This window comes from uncultured Brachybacterium sp. (assembly GCF_947500705.1).
GTDB lineage: Bacteria > Actinomycetota > Actinomycetes > Actinomycetales > Dermabacteraceae > Brachybacterium.
The window spans coordinates 411,199-427,421 of the sequence record NZ_CANMSY010000001.1 but is presented as its reverse complement, the minus strand read 5'-3'; the positions used below and the strand labels follow the sequence as shown (position 1 = coordinate 427,421).

The 16,223-nt window shown below is 72.4% G+C and carries 12 protein-coding genes and 1 tRNA gene; 9 read left to right on the top strand and 4 right to left on the bottom strand.

The genetic code is table 11. From position 1 onward, the window contains the following. Positions 1–75 precede the first annotated feature (75 nt). Positions 76–1,509 carry an NAD(P)/FAD-dependent oxidoreductase gene (locus tag Q0937_RS02005; RefSeq protein ID WP_299299200.1) on the bottom strand — a complete coding sequence of 478 codons (1,434 nt, stop codon included), beginning with the start codon at positions 1,507–1,509 and terminating at the stop codon, positions 76–78. Between the two features lie 194 nt (positions 1,510–1,703). Then, the gene (locus tag Q0937_RS02000) at positions 1,704–2,765 is read right to left on the bottom strand and encodes an N-acetylglucosamine kinase (protein ID WP_299299198.1); all 1,062 of its coding nucleotides are present in this window, start codon (positions 2,763–2,765) and stop codon (positions 1,704–1,706) included. Between the two features lie 313 nt (positions 2,766–3,078). Here Q0937_RS02000 and Q0937_RS01995 point away from each other — a divergent pair, with 313 nt between their 5' ends. From Q0937_RS01995 to Q0937_RS01965, 7 genes are all read left to right on the top strand, one after another. Further along, entirely contained in the window at positions 3,079–4,053 is a 975-nt protein-coding gene (locus Q0937_RS01995) for an N-acetylmuramic acid 6-phosphate etherase (protein WP_299299196.1), read from the top strand. Positions 4,054–4,223: 170 nt separating this feature from the next. After that, the gene (locus Q0937_RS01990; RefSeq protein ID WP_299299194.1) at positions 4,224–5,921 is read left to right on the top strand and encodes an ABC-F family ATP-binding cassette domain-containing protein; all 1,698 of its coding nucleotides are present in this window, start codon (positions 4,224–4,226) and stop codon (positions 5,919–5,921) included. Positions 5,922–6,053: 132 nt separating this feature from the next. Next, the gene (locus tag Q0937_RS01985; protein ID WP_299299192.1) at positions 6,054–7,337 is read left to right on the top strand and encodes an O-acetylhomoserine aminocarboxypropyltransferase/cysteine synthase family protein; all 1,284 of its coding nucleotides are present in this window, start codon (positions 6,054–6,056) and stop codon (positions 7,335–7,337) included. Between the two features lie 68 nt (positions 7,338–7,405). After that, entirely contained in the window at positions 7,406–8,110 is a 705-nt protein-coding gene (locus Q0937_RS01980; protein WP_299299190.1) for an HAD family phosphatase, read from the top strand. Beyond that, a complete protein-coding gene (locus Q0937_RS01975; RefSeq protein WP_299299188.1) occupies positions 8,107–8,811 on the top strand; it encodes an HAD family phosphatase in 705 nt (234 codons plus the stop codon). The genes Q0937_RS01980 and Q0937_RS01975 overlap by 4 nt, the downstream gene beginning before the upstream one ends. 142 nt (positions 8,812–8,953) lie before the next feature. Next, positions 8,954–11,002: a thioredoxin-like domain-containing protein gene (locus tag Q0937_RS01970; RefSeq protein ID WP_299299186.1), complete on the top strand. Its 2,049-nt coding sequence runs from the start codon at positions 8,954–8,956 to the stop codon at positions 11,000–11,002. Between the two features lie 108 nt (positions 11,003–11,110). After that, complete coding sequence (locus Q0937_RS01965; RefSeq protein WP_299299184.1) at positions 11,111–13,609, top strand: pyrophosphatase; 2,499 nt, start codon at positions 11,111–11,113, stop codon at positions 13,607–13,609. 106 nt (positions 13,610–13,715) lie between these two features. On the opposite strand, the gene Q0937_RS01960 is transcribed toward Q0937_RS01965, so the two are convergent. Then, entirely contained in the window at positions 13,716–14,303 is a 588-nt protein-coding gene (locus tag Q0937_RS01960) for a TetR/AcrR family transcriptional regulator (protein WP_299299182.1), read from the bottom strand. A gap of 93 nt (positions 14,304–14,396) precedes the next feature. Further along, positions 14,397–14,470 (bottom strand) — tRNA-Gly (locus Q0937_RS01955). A gap of 250 nt (positions 14,471–14,720) precedes the next feature. Between Q0937_RS01955 and dcd the strand changes: the two genes are divergently transcribed. Together dcd and Q0937_RS01945 are read left to right on the top strand one after the other, a co-directional pair. Next, positions 14,721–15,314: a dCTP deaminase gene (gene dcd, locus Q0937_RS01950; protein WP_299299180.1), complete on the top strand. Its 594-nt coding sequence runs from the start codon at positions 14,721–14,723 to the stop codon at positions 15,312–15,314. After that, entirely contained in the window at positions 15,311–16,162 is an 852-nt protein-coding gene (locus tag Q0937_RS01945; protein WP_299299178.1) for a hypothetical protein, read from the top strand. The genes dcd and Q0937_RS01945 overlap by 4 nt, the downstream gene beginning before the upstream one ends. Positions 16,163–16,223 lie beyond the last annotated feature (61 nt).

Genomic DNA, 16,223 nt, shown 5'->3' with positions numbered 1-16,223 from the left:
CGCCCGTCGGCCCATCGGCTCGGTGAACCGGCGGGCCGACGGGGTGAACCGGCGGGCCGACGGGCGCTGCGGAGATCAGGCGAACAGGCCCCGCACCGACCGCAGCCGGGCCAGCAGGGTGTCACGGTCAGCGGTCGGGACCAGCTTCTCGCCGGTCTCGTGCGTCGTGGCCGCGCTGCGCACCGTGACCCGATTCGCGCCGAGCACGCGGCCCAGCCGGCCCACCAGCCCGCCCTCGGCGGCCGGGTGCGTGACGGGGACCGCGGACTCGGAGCCCGCGCGCAGCCGACGGAAGCGCGCGACGGCGGAGGAGGAGGCGGAGGAGCCGTCCCGGGTCGCGGCCAGCATGTAGGCGGCGATATCGGCCTGCTCGACCAGGATCGGCAGCACCCCTCCCGCCACCCGCTGCTGGCCCAGGATCACCAGGTCGTCGCGGCCGCGGGCGAAGGCGCCCAGGAACAGGTCGAGGTCGCCACCGGCGGTGCGGGGCAGCACGTCCTGGGGAAGGTGGTCGGCGCCGGACTCATAGCCGGTGGCGAGTACGATCAGATCGGGGGCGAAGCTCAGATGCCCGGCGTGGGAGCCGGTGCCCAGATGGGTGATGATGCCCTCGGCATCGACCCCGGTGACCTCCCCGGCAGGGGTGATCCGGCCCTCGCGCACCCGGTCCAGCACATCGTCGGAGACGATCACGGCATCCTCGAGCAGCGGCGCCGCCGGCGCGGGCAGGCCCACGGAGGCCGGGTCACCGGCGGTGCGACGGATCAGCGTCTCGGCGATCTTCGCGTTCAGCCCGCCGAGCGCAGCGGGTTCGCGGGAGGCGGCCACGTCGCCGGGGACCCCGGCGATGCGGCGCGGCACCACCCAGTGGCCGGTGCGCATCGACCAGCGCACCTCGAGGGCGCGCCGGGCGGCGTCGACCGCGATGTCGGCGGCGGACTGGCCCGAGCCGACGATCAGCACCCGCTGGCCCTCGAGCCCGTCGGCGCCGTTCCACTCCTTGGAGTGGATCACCCGCACCGAGGCCGGGACGTCCTCGGCCCAGTCGGGCCGGTGGGGCCGCTCGGAGATGCCGTGCGCGGAGATCACCGCGCGGTAGATCCCGATCTCGCCGGTGGACAGCTCGACCTGCCACACCCCCTCCTCGAACGGACGGGCGGAGCGCACCGTCGTGCGGGGACGGAAATGCTCGGTGAGGTCATGCCGGGCCGCGTAGGCGCGCAGGTACTTCGCCATCTGGGTGGGCGAGAGGAACTCCGGGAAGGAGACCGGCTGCAGCAGGTCCTCGTACTGGGTGTGCTCGCGCGAGGAGATCATCTCCAGCGTGGGCCACACTGGGGAGTCCTCGCGCTCCGGATCCCAGATCCCACCGACGTGCTTGGCACGGTCCACCAGGTCGAAGGGCACCTCGAGCGCCTTCAGCGCAGCGGCGGCGGCGAGACCGGCAGGGCCGGCGCCGATGATCAGCACCTTCTCGCGGGTGGGGATCTGGTCGTGGAGATCGGGCATCGAGAGAAGCCTTCTTCCGAGTCGGGCGGCGCGCGGTGCCCGGAGCGTTCCCGGACACCCGGCTCAGCAGCGGGCGGACGCTGGCCATCCTAATCGCCGAGGCTGGTGGGGGACGCCGCTTCGGCGCGAGCGTGATCGACGGGACGTCGAGCCGACTTCTGAATCCTCCGGCAGGTCGGCGGCAGGGGCGTCGATCAGGGCAGCAGATCGCCTGCCAGCTCCCTGGCCAGGAGCAGCGCCCCGGGCAGCCCGGTCGGAGCGGTCCGGAAGGCGCGCCCCTCGGCCCGCAGCCCGGCCTCGACCGCCTCGCGGATCGGCCCTGGACCGGCCAGCACCGACCCGGCGAGCACCACCGGCAGCTCACCGGGCGGGTCCAGCGCCTGCACGGTCTCGAGCACATGGCCGATCGCGACCTCGAGGATCTCCCGGGCCACCGGATCCCCTGCCACCCGCCCGGGCAGGCGGGCGAAGCGTCCGAGCGCCGCCGGCGCGCCCGCGGGGAGCTGCTCGTCCAGGGCACGGATCAGGTCCTGGCGGGGATCACCGGTGGCCGACGGGGGCAGCAGCCCCTCGCGCAGATCCAGAGCCAGGAGCTCGCCGACCTCCTCGGTGAGCAGGGTGCGCGGACCGCGTCCGTCGATGTCCGCAGCGACCGCCTCGAGGGTGCGGCGTCCCAGCCAGACCGCCGAGCCGATGTCGCCCAGCAGCCAGCCCATCCCGTCGCGGCGGGCCACCGCCTCCCGGTCATGGAAGCGGACCGCCACCGCACCGGTCCCGGCCAGCACCAGCAGACCGTCGTCTCCCACACCGCCGGCGAGAAAGGCGGTGTGCAGGTCATCCGTGATCAGGATCCGAGCAGGGTCGATGCCGAGCCGGGCCAGGCGCTCGCCGACCGCTCTGCGCACCTCTCCAGCCCGTGCGGGCCCGGCCCCTGAGATGCCGAGCGCCACCGCCGCGACCTCAGCGTCCGGTCCCAGGCCATCTGGTCCCAGGCTGTCCTGGCCCGGGCTGTCTCGGCCCGGGCTGTCCTGCCTCAGTGCGCGGCGGCCTCGGAACAGGACCTCACGCACCGTCTCGACCAGGTTGTCCAGGGCGTCGGCTCCCGAGGAGCGCAGGTTCGCTCCCGGCCCCTCCGCCTCCGCGATCACGGCGCCGTCCCATGGAGCGAGGATCAGGCGGGAGCTGGTCCCGCCGATGTCCCCGGCGATCACCAGGGAGGGGGGAGAGGTGCCCGCCGGCGGCATGGCGTCCGGCATGGCGTCGTGGCCGGTCCGCGATGCGGCGTCGTCCCCTGTCGGCGGCCGGCCAACCGGCCCGGTGGACGGCTCAGCAGCCGGCCCCGTGGATAGCTCAGCAGCCGGCTCGGCGGATGGCTCGACGTCGGATGCATTCATCGGATCCCCCTCGTCTGGACCTCACATGCTAGGCGGACTGGGCGGGAGAGCACCGAGATCTCGCTACCCTGGTCCGCAGCAGGGTGAGCGCCGCCCGGAGGACCGATGAGGGTCCGGTGGCATCGCGCCCTGACTGCCAGCCCAGGCATCCCACCCCGTATCCCAGGAGACCGACGTGAGCACCTCCCAGCCGGACCCGAGCGCCCTCGACGTCCGCCTCGTCGATCTCGCCTCTCCGACCGAGGAGCGCAATCCCGCCAGCTCAGAGCTCGATGTGCTCAATGCCCGCGGCATGGTCGACGTGATCCTCGCCGAGGAGGCCACGGTCGCCGCGGCGGTCCAGGCGCAGTCTGCGCAGATCGCCGCCCTGGTCGAGACCTGCGTCGCGGCGATCTCCGCCGGCGGCACCGTCCACTACCTCGGAGCGGGCACCTCCGGGCGGCTCGCCGTCCTGGACGCCGTCGAGCTCGCCCCCACCTTCAACGCCGATCCGTCGATGATCACCGCCCATCTGGCCGGCGGCGACGGCGCCTTCCTCACCGCGGTCGAAGGCGCGGAGGACTCGGCGGAGGCCGGGGCGGAGCTCGTGCTCACCGAGTGCCGCGACGGAGATGTGGTGATCGGTCTGGCCGCGAGCGGCCGCACCCCGTTCGTCGGCGGCGCCCTGGAGGCGGCGCGTGCCGCCGGGATGCCCACCGCGCTGATCTCGGCGAACCCCCAGGCCTCGCTCGCCCCGCTCGCCGATCATCCGATCCTCCTGGACGTGGGCCCCGAGGTGGTCACCGGCTCCACCCGGATGAAAGCGGGCACCGCCCAGAAGCTCACCCTGAACGCCCTGTCCACCGCGACGATGGTGCGGCTCGGCACCACCTTCGGGAACCTGATGATCGACGTCCGCCCCACCAACGCGAAGCTCGTGGCGCGTACGGTGCGGATGCTGGTGCAGGCCAGCGGCGCCACCCCGCAGCATGCGGCTGAGGTGCTCGAGGCAGCCGCGGGCAGCGTGCGGGTGGCCCTGGTGGCGCTGCTGGCCGGCGCAGAACCGGCCGCCGCGCAGGAGGCGCTCGAGCGCTTCCCGCGCGATGCCCGCCGCGCGGGGGATCCGGCCGGGATCCGCTCCGCGGTGGCCGCGCTCGATCAGCAGGGCTGAACTGCACTCGGGCAGCAGGACTCTCCAGGCTCGACTCGGAGCTCCTGGCGTGACGGGGGTGCCCCGCAGAGAAATCCGTGGACCGCCGTGCTCGGGACGACTACAGTGCTCCCATGCGCCTGTGATCAGCCTCTGCCGTCCACCGACCCTCCGCGTCGAGGAGCTGCTCCATGCCCGCGCATCCCACCCTGCCCTTCCCGTCCGCCCCGGTGATCGCGACCACCACCGGCGATCCAGCCCTCCATCTGCGGGCCGACGGGATCTCCTTCTCCTTCCCGGGCCGCCGCGTCCTCACTGATGTGAGCCTGGTGGTGCCCGCCGGGCGACCCACCGGTCTGCTCGGCGAGAACGGCAGCGGGAAATCCACCCTGCTGCGGATCCTCGCCGGAGACCTCGACCCCGATGCGGGCACGAGCTCCGCCCCGGGGCCCGTCGGGGTGCTCCATCAGGAGCTCCCTTTCGGCCCTGCGGCGACCGTCACCGAGGTGGTCGCCGATGCCCTGGAGCGCTCCCGCCGCCTCGAACAGGAGCTCGCCGCCGCTGGAGAGGCGCTCGCCGCCGACGAGGGAGAGCCCTCCGCGCAGGCAGTGCACCGCTACGACACCCTGCTCGCGGAGGCGACGCTCGCGGACGTCTGGAACGCCGATCGTCGTGCCGAGGAGGTGCTGAGCGGTCTGGGCCTGGACCCGATCGCCCTCGGCACAGCGATCGGCCGGATCAGCGGCGGCCAGCGGGAACGCCTGGCGCTGGCCCATCTCCTCATCGCCCGCCCCACCACCTGGCTGCTCGACGAACCCACCAACCACCTCGACGATGGCGGCGCCGCCTTCCTCGCCGGTGCGATCGCCGCCCACCCCGGACCGGTGCTGATCGCGAGCCACGACCGCGCCTTCCTCGACGACTCCACCACTGCCCAGCTGGACCTCGACCCCGTCGAGTCCCCGCTCGCGACCGAGCCCCGCGGGCTCACCGCCTACACCGGTGGTTTCAGCGACTATCTGCTGGCCCGCTTCGAGATGCGGAACCGCTGGGAGCACCGCTTCCGCGCCGAGCAGGACGAGCTGAAGGCGCTGCGTCAGGCGGTGAAGGACTCCGCGAGCGTCGGCCACGTCGGTGCTGCGCCGCGCACCGAGGCGAGGGCGGCGAAGAAGTTCTACGCGGACCGAAACGCCACCGTCGTCTCCCGCCGGCTCCGGGAGTCGCGGGCGCGCCTCTCCCAGCTCGAGAAGATCCAGGTGCGCAAGCCCCCAGCGGAGCTGCACCTCACCCATCTCCCCGAGGCCGCCGGCCGCGGGCAGAGCGGGAGGGTGCAGCTCGCAGTCAGCGAGGTCGAGGTCACCGGGCGCCTGGCCCCCACCTCCTTCAGCCTCACTGTGGGGAAGCGGCTGCTGATCACCGGTGCGAACGGGAGTGGGAAGTCCACGCTGCTCGACGTCATCGCCGGCCGACTCACCCCCACCGCCGGCACCATGGACCGACCGCGGGGCCTGCGGATCGGGCACCTGGGCCAGGACGATGAGGTCGTTCCGGGCCGGAGCGTCCGGCAGCATCTGCGCGCGGCCACCGGGCTGGAGGCGACGGCCGACGGCACCATCCCTGAGCTGTTCGGGCTGGTCCATCCGCGTGACCTCGACCGGCCGCTCGAGCTCCTCTCGCGGGGCCAGCTGCGACGGGTGATGCTCGGCGCCGTGCTGCTGGACCCGCCCGAGCTGCTGGTGCTCGACGAGCCCACCAACCACCTCGCGCTGATCACCGCGACCCGGCTCGAGGCGGCGCTCGAGGACTGGGACGGCACCCTGCTGATCGCCTCCCACGACCGATGGCTGCGCAGCCGCTGGCACGGTGAGGTGCTCGAGCTCGGAGGGTGAGCGTCCGCCTCACGTCTGCCCCCGAGTCCGTCCCGACCAGTCGGGTGCTGTCACAGACGTTCACACTCCTCGGCGCAGAATCATCTGCCGGGCCAGGCTGGGCCCGACACCCGTCCCAGGAGGAGCCCCGCCATGACCGAGCAGACGCACAAGTTCGAGACCCTGACCATCCACGCCGGCCAGACCCCGGACTCGGATGCCGGCTCACGGGCCCTGCCGATCCACCAGACCACGAGCTTCGTGTTCCCCTCGGCGGAGTCCGCGGCAGACCGCTTCGCACTCGCCGAGGCCGGCCACATCTACTCGCGGATCAACAACCCCACCCAGGGCGCGGTCGAGGACCGCATCGCCGCGCTCGAGGGCGGTGCGGCCGGGCTGCTGCTCGCCTCCGGGCAGAGCGCGATCACCCTGTCGATCCTGAACCTCGCCGGCACCGGAGACTCCATCGCCGTCTCCCCGAGCCTGTACGGCGGCTCCTTCAACCTCTTCAAGCACACCCTGAACCGCCTGGGCATCACCGCGCAGTGGGTGGCCGACCCGACCGACCCGGAGTCCTGGCGCGCCGCAGCCGACGCGACGACCCGCGCGTTCTTCGTCGAGTCGATCCCCAATCCCAAGCAGGACATCCCGGACCTGCGCGCGATCGCCGACGTCGCCCACGAGGTCGGGGTGCCGCTGATCGTCGACAACACGGTCGCCACCCCCTTCCTGCTGCGTCCGCTCGAGCACGGCGCGGACGTCGTCGTGCACTCGGCGACCAAGTTCCTCGGCGGCCACGGCACCTCGATCGCCGGCGTGATCGTGGACGGCGACAGCTTCGACTTCGCCGCCCATGCGGAGAAGTACCCCCAGTTCAACGAGCCCGACGAGTCCTACAACGGCCTCGTCTTCGCGGGACTGCCCGCCGCCTTCGCGACCCGCGCCCGCACCAACCTGCTGCGCGACCTGGGCCCGGCCGTCTCGCCGTTCAACGCCTTCCTCATCGGGCAGGGTCTGGAGACGCTGCACCTGCGCATGGAGCGTCACCTCGAGAACACCCACAAGGTCGCCGCCTTCCTCGAGGGCGATGACCGCGTGGGCCCCGTGACCTGGGCGTCCCTGGAGTCGTCCCCCTACAAGGCGACGGCTGACACGTACCTGCCGCGCGGGGCCGGCAGCGTGCTCGGCTTCGTGCTGCCCGGTGGGCTCGAGGCCGGCAAGCGCTTCGTCGACGCTCTCACCCTCCACTCGCATGTGGCGAACATCGGTGACGTGCGCTCCCTGGTGATCCACCCCGCCTCGACCACCCACTCGCAGCTCAGCGAGGAGGAGCAGCGTGCGGCGGGCATCGAGCCCGGCTTCGTGCGGCTGAGCGTGGGCATCGAGCACATCGACGACATCCTCGCCGACATCGAACAGGGCCTCGTCGCCGCCTGACCCTCGCAGCAGCCTGACGGGGTGAGCGGTTCACCCGCGGTGCAGGGAGGGTGGATACCCTGGTCGCCATGACCTCCGAGCCTGTTGCACTTCTCGCCTCCCCGCTGGACCAGTGGCCACCGAGCTGGTCGCCGAGCGGAGTGATCTTCGACTGCGACGGGCTGCTGGTGGATACCGAGAGCCAGTGGGTCGCACTGCAGGACGAGTACCTCGCCCGCCACGGCGCGAGCCTGGACCCGATGACCCGCCGCGCGATCACCGGCCGGGCCGCCGAGCAGGTCGTGCTCACCATCGCGGGGGTCGTCGGCAAGGACCCGCACCTGGTCGGCGAGGAGCTGGTGGCCGCGCACAGGGAGCACATCGGGGAGCGGCTGAGCCCGCTGCCCGGCGCGCTCGAGGCGCTTCGTGCGATGGCTGCGGTGCGTCCGGTCGCGGTCGCCTCGAACTCCCCGCGCGACCTGCTCGATGCCAAGCTCGACGGCCTCGGGATCGCAGGCGTCGTGGACGCCTCGATCGCGATCGAGGATGTCCGGGAGCCCAAGCCCGCCGCGGATATGTACCTCGCCGCCGCCCGCGCGCTCGACGCCGACCCGGCCGACTGCCTCGGCTTCGAGGACTCTGAGACCGGCGCGGAGGCGGCGCTCGCGGCGGGCCTGCAGCTGATCGCGGTGCCGTCGATCCCCGGGCAGCGGCCGCGCTCGCCGCGCCGCCTGGAGTCCATGGCCGATCCGGTGCTCAGCAGCTGGATCGCCGGCTGGGAGCTGCGGCGATGAGCGGGGTGGAGGTCCCGGCCCGCGTCGCGGAGGTTCCCGCCCGCTTCGCGGAGGCATTCGGGGACTGGACCCCGCGTGCCGTCGTCTTCGACTGCGACGGTCTGCTGCTGGATACCGAATCCATCTGGCAGCGCACCGAGGACCTGGTCGTCGCGGCCCACGATGCCCAGCTCCAGGTCGGCGACGGGGACGTGCTGCACGGCTCCACCATCGAGGTCGCCGCCGAGCTGATCGCCCTCCGCTCCGGTCACGACGAGCAGGAGGTCCTCGCCGATCTCCACCGCGTGTTCGACCGCGAGCTCTCCGCCGGGATCCGCCCCATGGCGGGTGCCGAGGAGATCCTGCGTCTGACGGGGGAGCGGGTGCCGCTGGGCTGCGCCTCGAACTCATGGCTGGCCGCGCTGGAGGGCAAACTGACCCTCGGCGGGATGCGCGAGCAGTTCGCGGTGCTCGAGGCCTCGGACACCGTCGAGAATCCCAAGCCCGCCCCGGACATGTACGCCGCCGCGGCGCGCGCCCTCGACGCCGCCCCGTCCGACGTGCTCGCCTTCGAGGATTCGGGGACCGGGGCCCGGGCCGCACGGGACGCGGGCCTGCGCCTGATCGCGGTCCCCACGCCCGGCTTCGCCGCCCCGCCCGCGGATCTGGCGCTGACCTCGCTGACCGACCCCGACCTCGCGAGCTGGATCCGCAGCTGGTGAGCGGAGAGCCGCGACACCCCCTCTCAGGGCCGGGGGAGCACGCGCTCGTCAGCGGGGGCGGGCAGGCGCGAGAGCGGCGTCGATGTCCGCGCATGTCACCCAAGTTCGACCTGCGGCGCCGATCCGGTGTTGACTGGTCCCCATGAGCACAGCGTCCGATCCCTCTGCGCCCCTGACCGCCCGCGCCCACGGCTCCGCCCTGCGCGGCCGCGGCTGGCTGAACACGGGAGGTGCGGAGCTCGACCTCGAGTCGCTGCAGGGGAAGATCGTCCTGCTGGACTTCTGGACCTTCTGCTGCGTGAACTGCCTCCATGTCCTCGACGAGCTGCGTCCCCTCGAGGAGAAGTGGGAGGAGGAGCTCGTGGTCATCGGAGTGCACTCGCCGAAGTTCGAGTTCGAGAAGGACCCCGACGCGCTGGCCGCCAACATCGAGCGCTACGAGGTCACCCACCCGGTCATCGACGACCCGGAGCTGGAGACCTGGAGCGCGTACGGGGCCCGCGCCTGGCCCACCCTGATGGTGCTGGACACCCATGGACGCATCGCCGGCAACCTCTCCGGTGAGGGACATGCTGCGAACCTCGACCAGCTCGTCGAGCAGCTCGTCGCCGAGGGCGAGGCCGACGGCTCGCTGCGTCGCGGCTCGGCTCCCACCGTGCTCACCGAGCGCACCCCTCAGACCCTCCGCTTCCCTTCGAAGCTCTCCATCCTGCCCGACGGGCGACTGGTGGTCTCCGATGCCGGTCAGCACCGGCTGGTGGTCTTCCAGAACGACGGGGTGACGGTCGATGCGATCATCGGCACCGGGGCGCGTGGGCACGCCGACGGGGACGCCGAGACCGCACAGTTCGCCGAGCCCAACGGCGTCCTCGCCCTCCCCGAGGAGATCGCCGCCGAGGTCGGCTACGACCTGCTGGTCGCCGATACCGTGAACCACCGCCTGCGCGGGGTCAAGGTCGGCCAGGACCGCCTGCTGCGCTCCCGCACGGCGACCGAGGTGAGCACCGTCGCCGGCTCCGGCGCGCAGTGGATGCAGGGCGAGCCGCTGCCCCGGGGCGAGGGTGACGCGCGCACCTATTCTCTGTCCACTCCCTGGGACCTGACCTGGTCGCATGTGCTGAACCGGGCGGTCATCGCGATGGCCGGCATCCACCAGCTGTGGACCTTCGACCCGGTCACCGGGGCGCTCATGGTGCTCGCCGGCACCACCCAGGAGGGCCTGGTCGACGGCCCGGCCGTGACCTCCTGGTGGGCGCAGCCCTCCGGGCTCGACGAGCTTCCCGACGGTCGCATCGTGATCGCGGACTCCGAGACCTCCGCCGTGCGCGTCCTGGATCCGCGGACGATGACGGTGAGCACCCTCGTGGGGCACGGCCTCTTCGACTTCGGGCATGTGGACGGTCCCGCGGAGTCCGCACGATTCCAGCACCCGCTCGGGGTGACGGCGCTGCCGGACGGCCGCATCGCGGTCAGCGACACCTACAACGGTGCGATCCGGATCATCGAAGAGCCGTCGGCCGACGGTGAAGGCACCACCACGGGCGGCATCACCGCCCTCAGCGGCATGGTCGGGATCGCGGACCTGCCCGGAGCTTCGGGCAACGGCCCGGCGACGGGCGCGGCGGCGGCCGGGGGCCACGACGGGAAGGGCAGCGGGAGCGCGCACGTGGTCACGGTCGCCACGGACCTCAAGGAACCGTCGGACGCGATCGTCGGTCCGCCGGTGGACGGCATCGGTCAGCTGATCGTCGTCGAGTCCGGCACCCACCGCATCACCTGGGTGCCGGTGGCGAAGGCCGCCGAACGGGTGATCGACCAGGGCGCTCAGCGCTCCGAACGTCCGGTCACCGAGGTGGGCCCGGGCCGGCTCACGGTACGGGTGCTGTTCACGCCGCCGCCCGGCCACAAGCTCGATGACTCCCTGGGCCCCTCGACCCAGGTGACCATCTCGACCACCCCGTCCTCGATGCTCACCGTCGGCGCCGGGGTGGACACCGCTCTCGAGCGCACGCTCGAGCTGGATCCCGCCTACACCGAGGGGGTCCTGCATGTGAGTGCCCGGGCCGCCTCCTGCGATGCGGATCCGGCGGTCGAGTTCCCCGCCTGCCATATGCACCAGCAGGACTGGGGGGTCCCGATCCGGGTCGTCGACGGCGGGCCGGATCATCTCGATCTCTCGCTGCTGGACTGAGTCGGTGCCGCCCCCGGCCACCGCCCTCCGCTATTCTCGTCCGTCGGAGCCCCGCTCCGGTGCGTTGACCTGCTCGGACTGTCGAGCCCCGTCGTCGGAAGTTCTCCCGTGGATCTGATCACGCAATTCCCGCTGGGCGACGATCTCGCCTGGACCCTCCTGGCGCTCGGCGTGCTCGCCCTCGCCGCCCTCGTCGCGGGGGCCGTCATCCCCGGTCGGCTGCGTCGAGATGAGGACAGCGACCAGGTCGATGACGGCCTCGGCCAGCGCCTCGGTGCGCAGCTGCTCTCCGCCGGCTCGCTGATGCTGTGGATCGGACTTCCGGTCGCGGTGCTGCTGTACCTGGCCCCGGGCACCACCGATGACCGGATCCTGCGCTCCGCGCTGCTACTGGTGGGTGTGGCTCTCGGTCCGCTCGCCGCCTGGCGCGGCATCGCCATCCAGCTGGCCGCCCTCGGTATCGCCACCGAGCGCCGGGCGGCGATGATCTCCCGGCTGGGGGCGCTCGCGGTGACCGGCGCGCTGGCCGTCGCGATCGTCCCGATCGTCCTCATCGTGTGGTTCCTGCAGACCACCGCCGGGCCCGCCCTGATGGCGCTGGCCGCAGGCGCTGCGATCTCCGCGCTGGCGCTCCGGGTCTGCGCCGTGCCCTTCGATGCGGCCGCCTCCGCCGCCGGACACCTCGTGGGAACCGACGAGCACGAGCTGGATGCGGAGGACCCGCAGAACCTGGGCGGTCCTCACCTGCGCAGCGCTCGCATGTTCCGTCGCGGTGGCGCGCTCAGCGCCGATCTGGTCGCCGTGGCCACCGCGGTCGCCGCGGTCGGGGTGCTGCTGGGAGTCCCCGTCCTCGCGGCGGAGGGCTTCATCGTGGTGCTGCTGGGGCTCGGGGTGGCCCTGCTGGCCGCCGCGGTCTCCGCAGTGGTGCCCCACGTCGGCAGCGTCGGCCACGAGCGCGGTGCGCTCCGGCTGGGAGGACTGATCCCGTCGGTGCTCGGCGCTGCGGGAGCAGTCGCCGCCGCGGCGCTGTGGATCCCGTCCCTCTACAAGGACCTCCGCTTCGAGGACGTCGGCCTGACGAACTTCACCGACCCCGCGATCACCGGCGGCACGCCGACTCCGCGTGAGCAGCTCGAGCCGCAGATCGAGGATGCGCTGACCGACATGGGCCAGTGGCTCACCAGCACCGATGAGTCGCAGTACGCGAGCGCCTTCCTGGACATGCTCGGCCTCTACTCGATCACCCCCAACGTGGTGGTCGCGATCGCCCTCGGCCTCGGCGCCCTCGCCGCGCTCGGTGCGGTGGTGCTGCTGGGCGGCACCGGCCACCGCCTGGGCGGGACCGTGCTGCGGGCCGCGCGCACCAGCCGCACCGGCGGAGCGCTCGGCCTCGCCGCAGGTCTCGGCTCGACCGCGCTCACCGCGGCCGGCGCCGTGGCCCTGCTGGTGCTGATCGCCACGGTCATCTCCGTGCTCTCCGCCGGGGTGCCGGCCCTCGCGCTCGCGCTGCTGGCCCACTCCGGGATCGGTGCCCTGATCGTGGTGGCGGCCCATGCGGGATCACTCCTGGCCTCGACGCTCACGGAGGCGCCGGAGACCGAACCGGGGCTGGCGAACGCCGGTGCCGGTGCCGCGACCGGTCCGCGCGCGGCGCTGCTCCTGGCCGGGGCTCTCACCGCTCTGCCGGTGCTGGGCCCGCTGGGCAGCGCTCTGCAGCTCGCCCCCCGCGCTGCGACGGTCTGGGAGGACCGCGCGCTGCACGCCGTCGGACCCACCTCCCTGACCGTGCTCGGCGGGGTGGGCCTCGGCGTGATCACCGTGCTGCTGGTGACCTCGTCGCTGCTCGACGGCGCCCGCCGGCTCGGCGCGAACGCCGTGGTCGAGACCCGGGCCTCGATGCTCGAGGGCCGCACCCGGGCCGAGCTGGTCGAGCTCTCGGAGATGGTGCGCCGCGCCGCCGTGCCCTCCGTGGTGCTGGCCGTGCTGATGCCGGTCGTGGCCGGGTTCGGGCTGGGCCCGGGCGCCCTGCCCGGGCTGGTGATCGGGGTGGTGCTCACGGCGACGGGCCTCGGACTGTGGCTCCTCGGTTCCGCCTCGACCCTGGAGAACGCCGCGGCGGTGATCGGCGGAGGACGCTATGGCGGGCGGGGCTCCTGGGGGCACTCCGGTGCCCTCGGCGGCACGGTGCTGACCGGCATCCTGCGTGCTGCCGTCGGCTCCGTCGCTCTCCCGCTGCTGCTGACCACCTCGCTGCTGGCGGCGCTGTCCGTCAGCGCCGTGGTGGGGATGACCACCGACGGCACCAGCGCCTTCCTGCGCTGGGGCATCGCCGTGCTGGCCCTGGTCGTCGTGCTGGTCTGCTGGGTGGTGGCCGCGACCGCTCCCGAGGTGGACCTCGAGGACGGCGAGGGAGAGATCTCCCGGCCGCTGTTCGCCCGCGCCGACGAGAGCGGGGACGAGGGCCTGGACGCGATGGACTGGGGTGTCAACGACGGGAACGTCGAGCAGGTCCCGGCGGCCGTCCAGAAGCCGACCCGCAGCCAGCGCAGGAAGCGCCGCGCCGAGGCGAAGGCTGCGGAGGAGACCACCGCGGAGGATCAGGACTGAGCCCCCCGCACCCGCACAGGGAAGCGCCCCGGTCATTCCGCAGCTGCGGACCGACCGGGGCGCTTCCTTCTGTCTGAACTGCCGGGTTGGGGGCGCCGCGCAGGCGTCAGCCACCCACGCCCCTGCTGACGCCCAGACCTCGCAGGACGAAGTCCTCGAGTGCCGTGCGGGAGTATCGCTTGGCGGATGACCCCACCAGCAGGCCGTTGATGATGCGCACCGTCGCATCCACATCGAGATCCGCCGCGAAGTCACCGCCGGCCACGCCGTCGGTGACGATCGTGCGCAGCACGTCCTCGATCAGCACCACATGGTCGCGCATGCGGGCCGCCGTCTCCGGGGTCAGGCTCGCCCCGCCGGAGGTCTGCGGGACATGGAAGGAGATGTTGAGGTCCAGCTGGGTGTGGATGTAGGCGATCGCGGCATCGCGGGGGGTGGCGGAATCGCTCACCCCGGCGCGCAGCTGATGGATGTAGTCCGTCGTCTCGTGGATCGCGTACTCGACCAGGAGGGTCTCGCGGTCGGGGAAGTGGTTGTACATCGCCGTGCGCCCCACGCCGGCAGCGGCGGCGATGCGGGAGAAGGTGACCGACTCGAACGACTGGGTCTCGAGCAGCTCGGCGAGTGCGGCGAAGATCTTCTCCCGCGTGCGCTCGCGATGCTCCTCGAGGGATCCTCCGATGATCTTGGGCATGCCGCATTCTTACACTTGCGCGAAGATCGACATAACCACGGAGATGCAGAACGCCGACCCGTAGGGCCGGCGTCCGGGACATGCGGTGACACGTGGAGCGGGTGACGGGAATCGAACCCGCGCTATCAGCTTGGGAAGCTGAAGTTCTACCATTGAACTACACCCGCAAAAGGCCGCCCGACCTGGCCTGCTGTCCCGGAGGACCACGACCGCTCGAGCGAACGCGAGTCAGCATACCCCTTTCCGGCGGTGCTCCGCCAACCGCTGTCGCCGAGCGGCGCCCCGCGCCCCGTTTCGGCAGGGGGCAGGCGCTTCTGCCGCACCGGCGACTGATGTTCCGCCGGCGGATGCCCCTCGGTCGGTGGCGATGCTGGGACGCGCTGCGCTCGTCGGCGTGGGGAGACTAGTCTGGGCGCCGTGCTGCTGAGCGATCGTGAAATTCGGGCCCAGATCGAGGCCGGGCGGGTGCGCCTGGATCCCTTCGATGACGAGATGATCCAACCCGCCTCGGTGGATGTGCGGATCGACCGCTTCTTCCGCCTCTTCGACAACCACAAGCACGCGATGATCGATCCTGCGCTCGAGCAGGCCGATCTCACGCGTGAGGTGGCGGTCGCTCCCGAGGAGGCGTACATGCTCCATCCGGGGGAGTTCGTGCTCGCCTCGACCTATGAGCAGATCACCCTGCCGGATGACGTCGCCGCGCGCCTCGAGGGGAAGAGCTCGCTGGGACGGCTGGGTCTGCTCACCCATTCCACGGCGGGCTTCATCGACCCCGGCTTCCAGGGCCACATCACCCTCGAGCTGTCGAACATGGCGACCCTGCCGGTGGCGCTCTGGCCGGGGATGAAGATCGGGCAGCTGTGCTTCTTCCAGCTCTCGAGCGCCTCCGAGCGCCCGTACGGCAGCGCCGGGAATCTCAACCGCTATCTGGGCCAGCGCGGCCCGACCCCGTCGCGCTCCGCGCAGAACTTCCATCGCACCCTGATCCCGGTCGAGGAGGAGAAGTGACCGCTCCGGTCCCCCCGGCGAGCACGTCGGTCCACCCGTCGAGCACCGAGCAGAGCCGCACCCGGCACCGTCTGCAGCTTTCCCGCGACACCGCCCCCGGGGACGTGCTCACCATGGTCCGCAACGTGCTCCCTGACGCCGGAGAGGATCAGGAGGGTGCGATCGAGCTCGAGGACCAGGTGCGCCTGGTGCCGGACCGCTCACCGCGCGGCGCGGGACGATGGGACCTGGAGACCCCGCGGGAGCGGGAGGAGCCGCTGCCCGAGGGCATGGGGGACTCCCACGGCTACGGCCGGGCCTTCCCGGACGGGATGCCCTTCGGGAGCGAGCGGCGGGCGCTGGACCTCGCCTGGTCGCTGGCGCGCCGGCTCTACGGTGCGGTGGTCGCCGACAGCGGAGTGCGGCTCGAACCGCATCCCTTCCAGATCCGTGACCTGAGCGTGGTGAGCGCGCATGCGCTCGCACCGGAGTCCCTGGTGGAGCTGCTCGCACCGCTCGAGCCGGAGACCGCGCTCGACGAGGTCCCCGAGCAGGTCGCCCGCTCCGGGTACAGCGCCTCGATCCCGCTGCCTGCGGGGGAGGAGATCTCGGTGCGGGTGGGGCTCAGCTCCCGTCCTGCGGCCCTGGCCGCGCTGGAGTGGCTCGACAGCGCCGTGGAGTATCAGCTGGTGCACGTCACCGCAGACCCGGAAGAGGACGCGGTCGAGGTCCCGTCGGCCGAGATCGCCGAGCGGTGGCAGCACGCCTACCGGCGGATCGGGCTGATCGCCGGGCTGCTCATCGAGAGCGTCGGCGGCTACGTCGTGGACCTCGAGGGTTTCCTGGTCGATCCCGCCGATCTCGGCTGAGGGCGATCCGAGGCCGCAGGGCCCGACCGGATCCCTGGTGGCCTCTGGCCGCCCTCGGGAC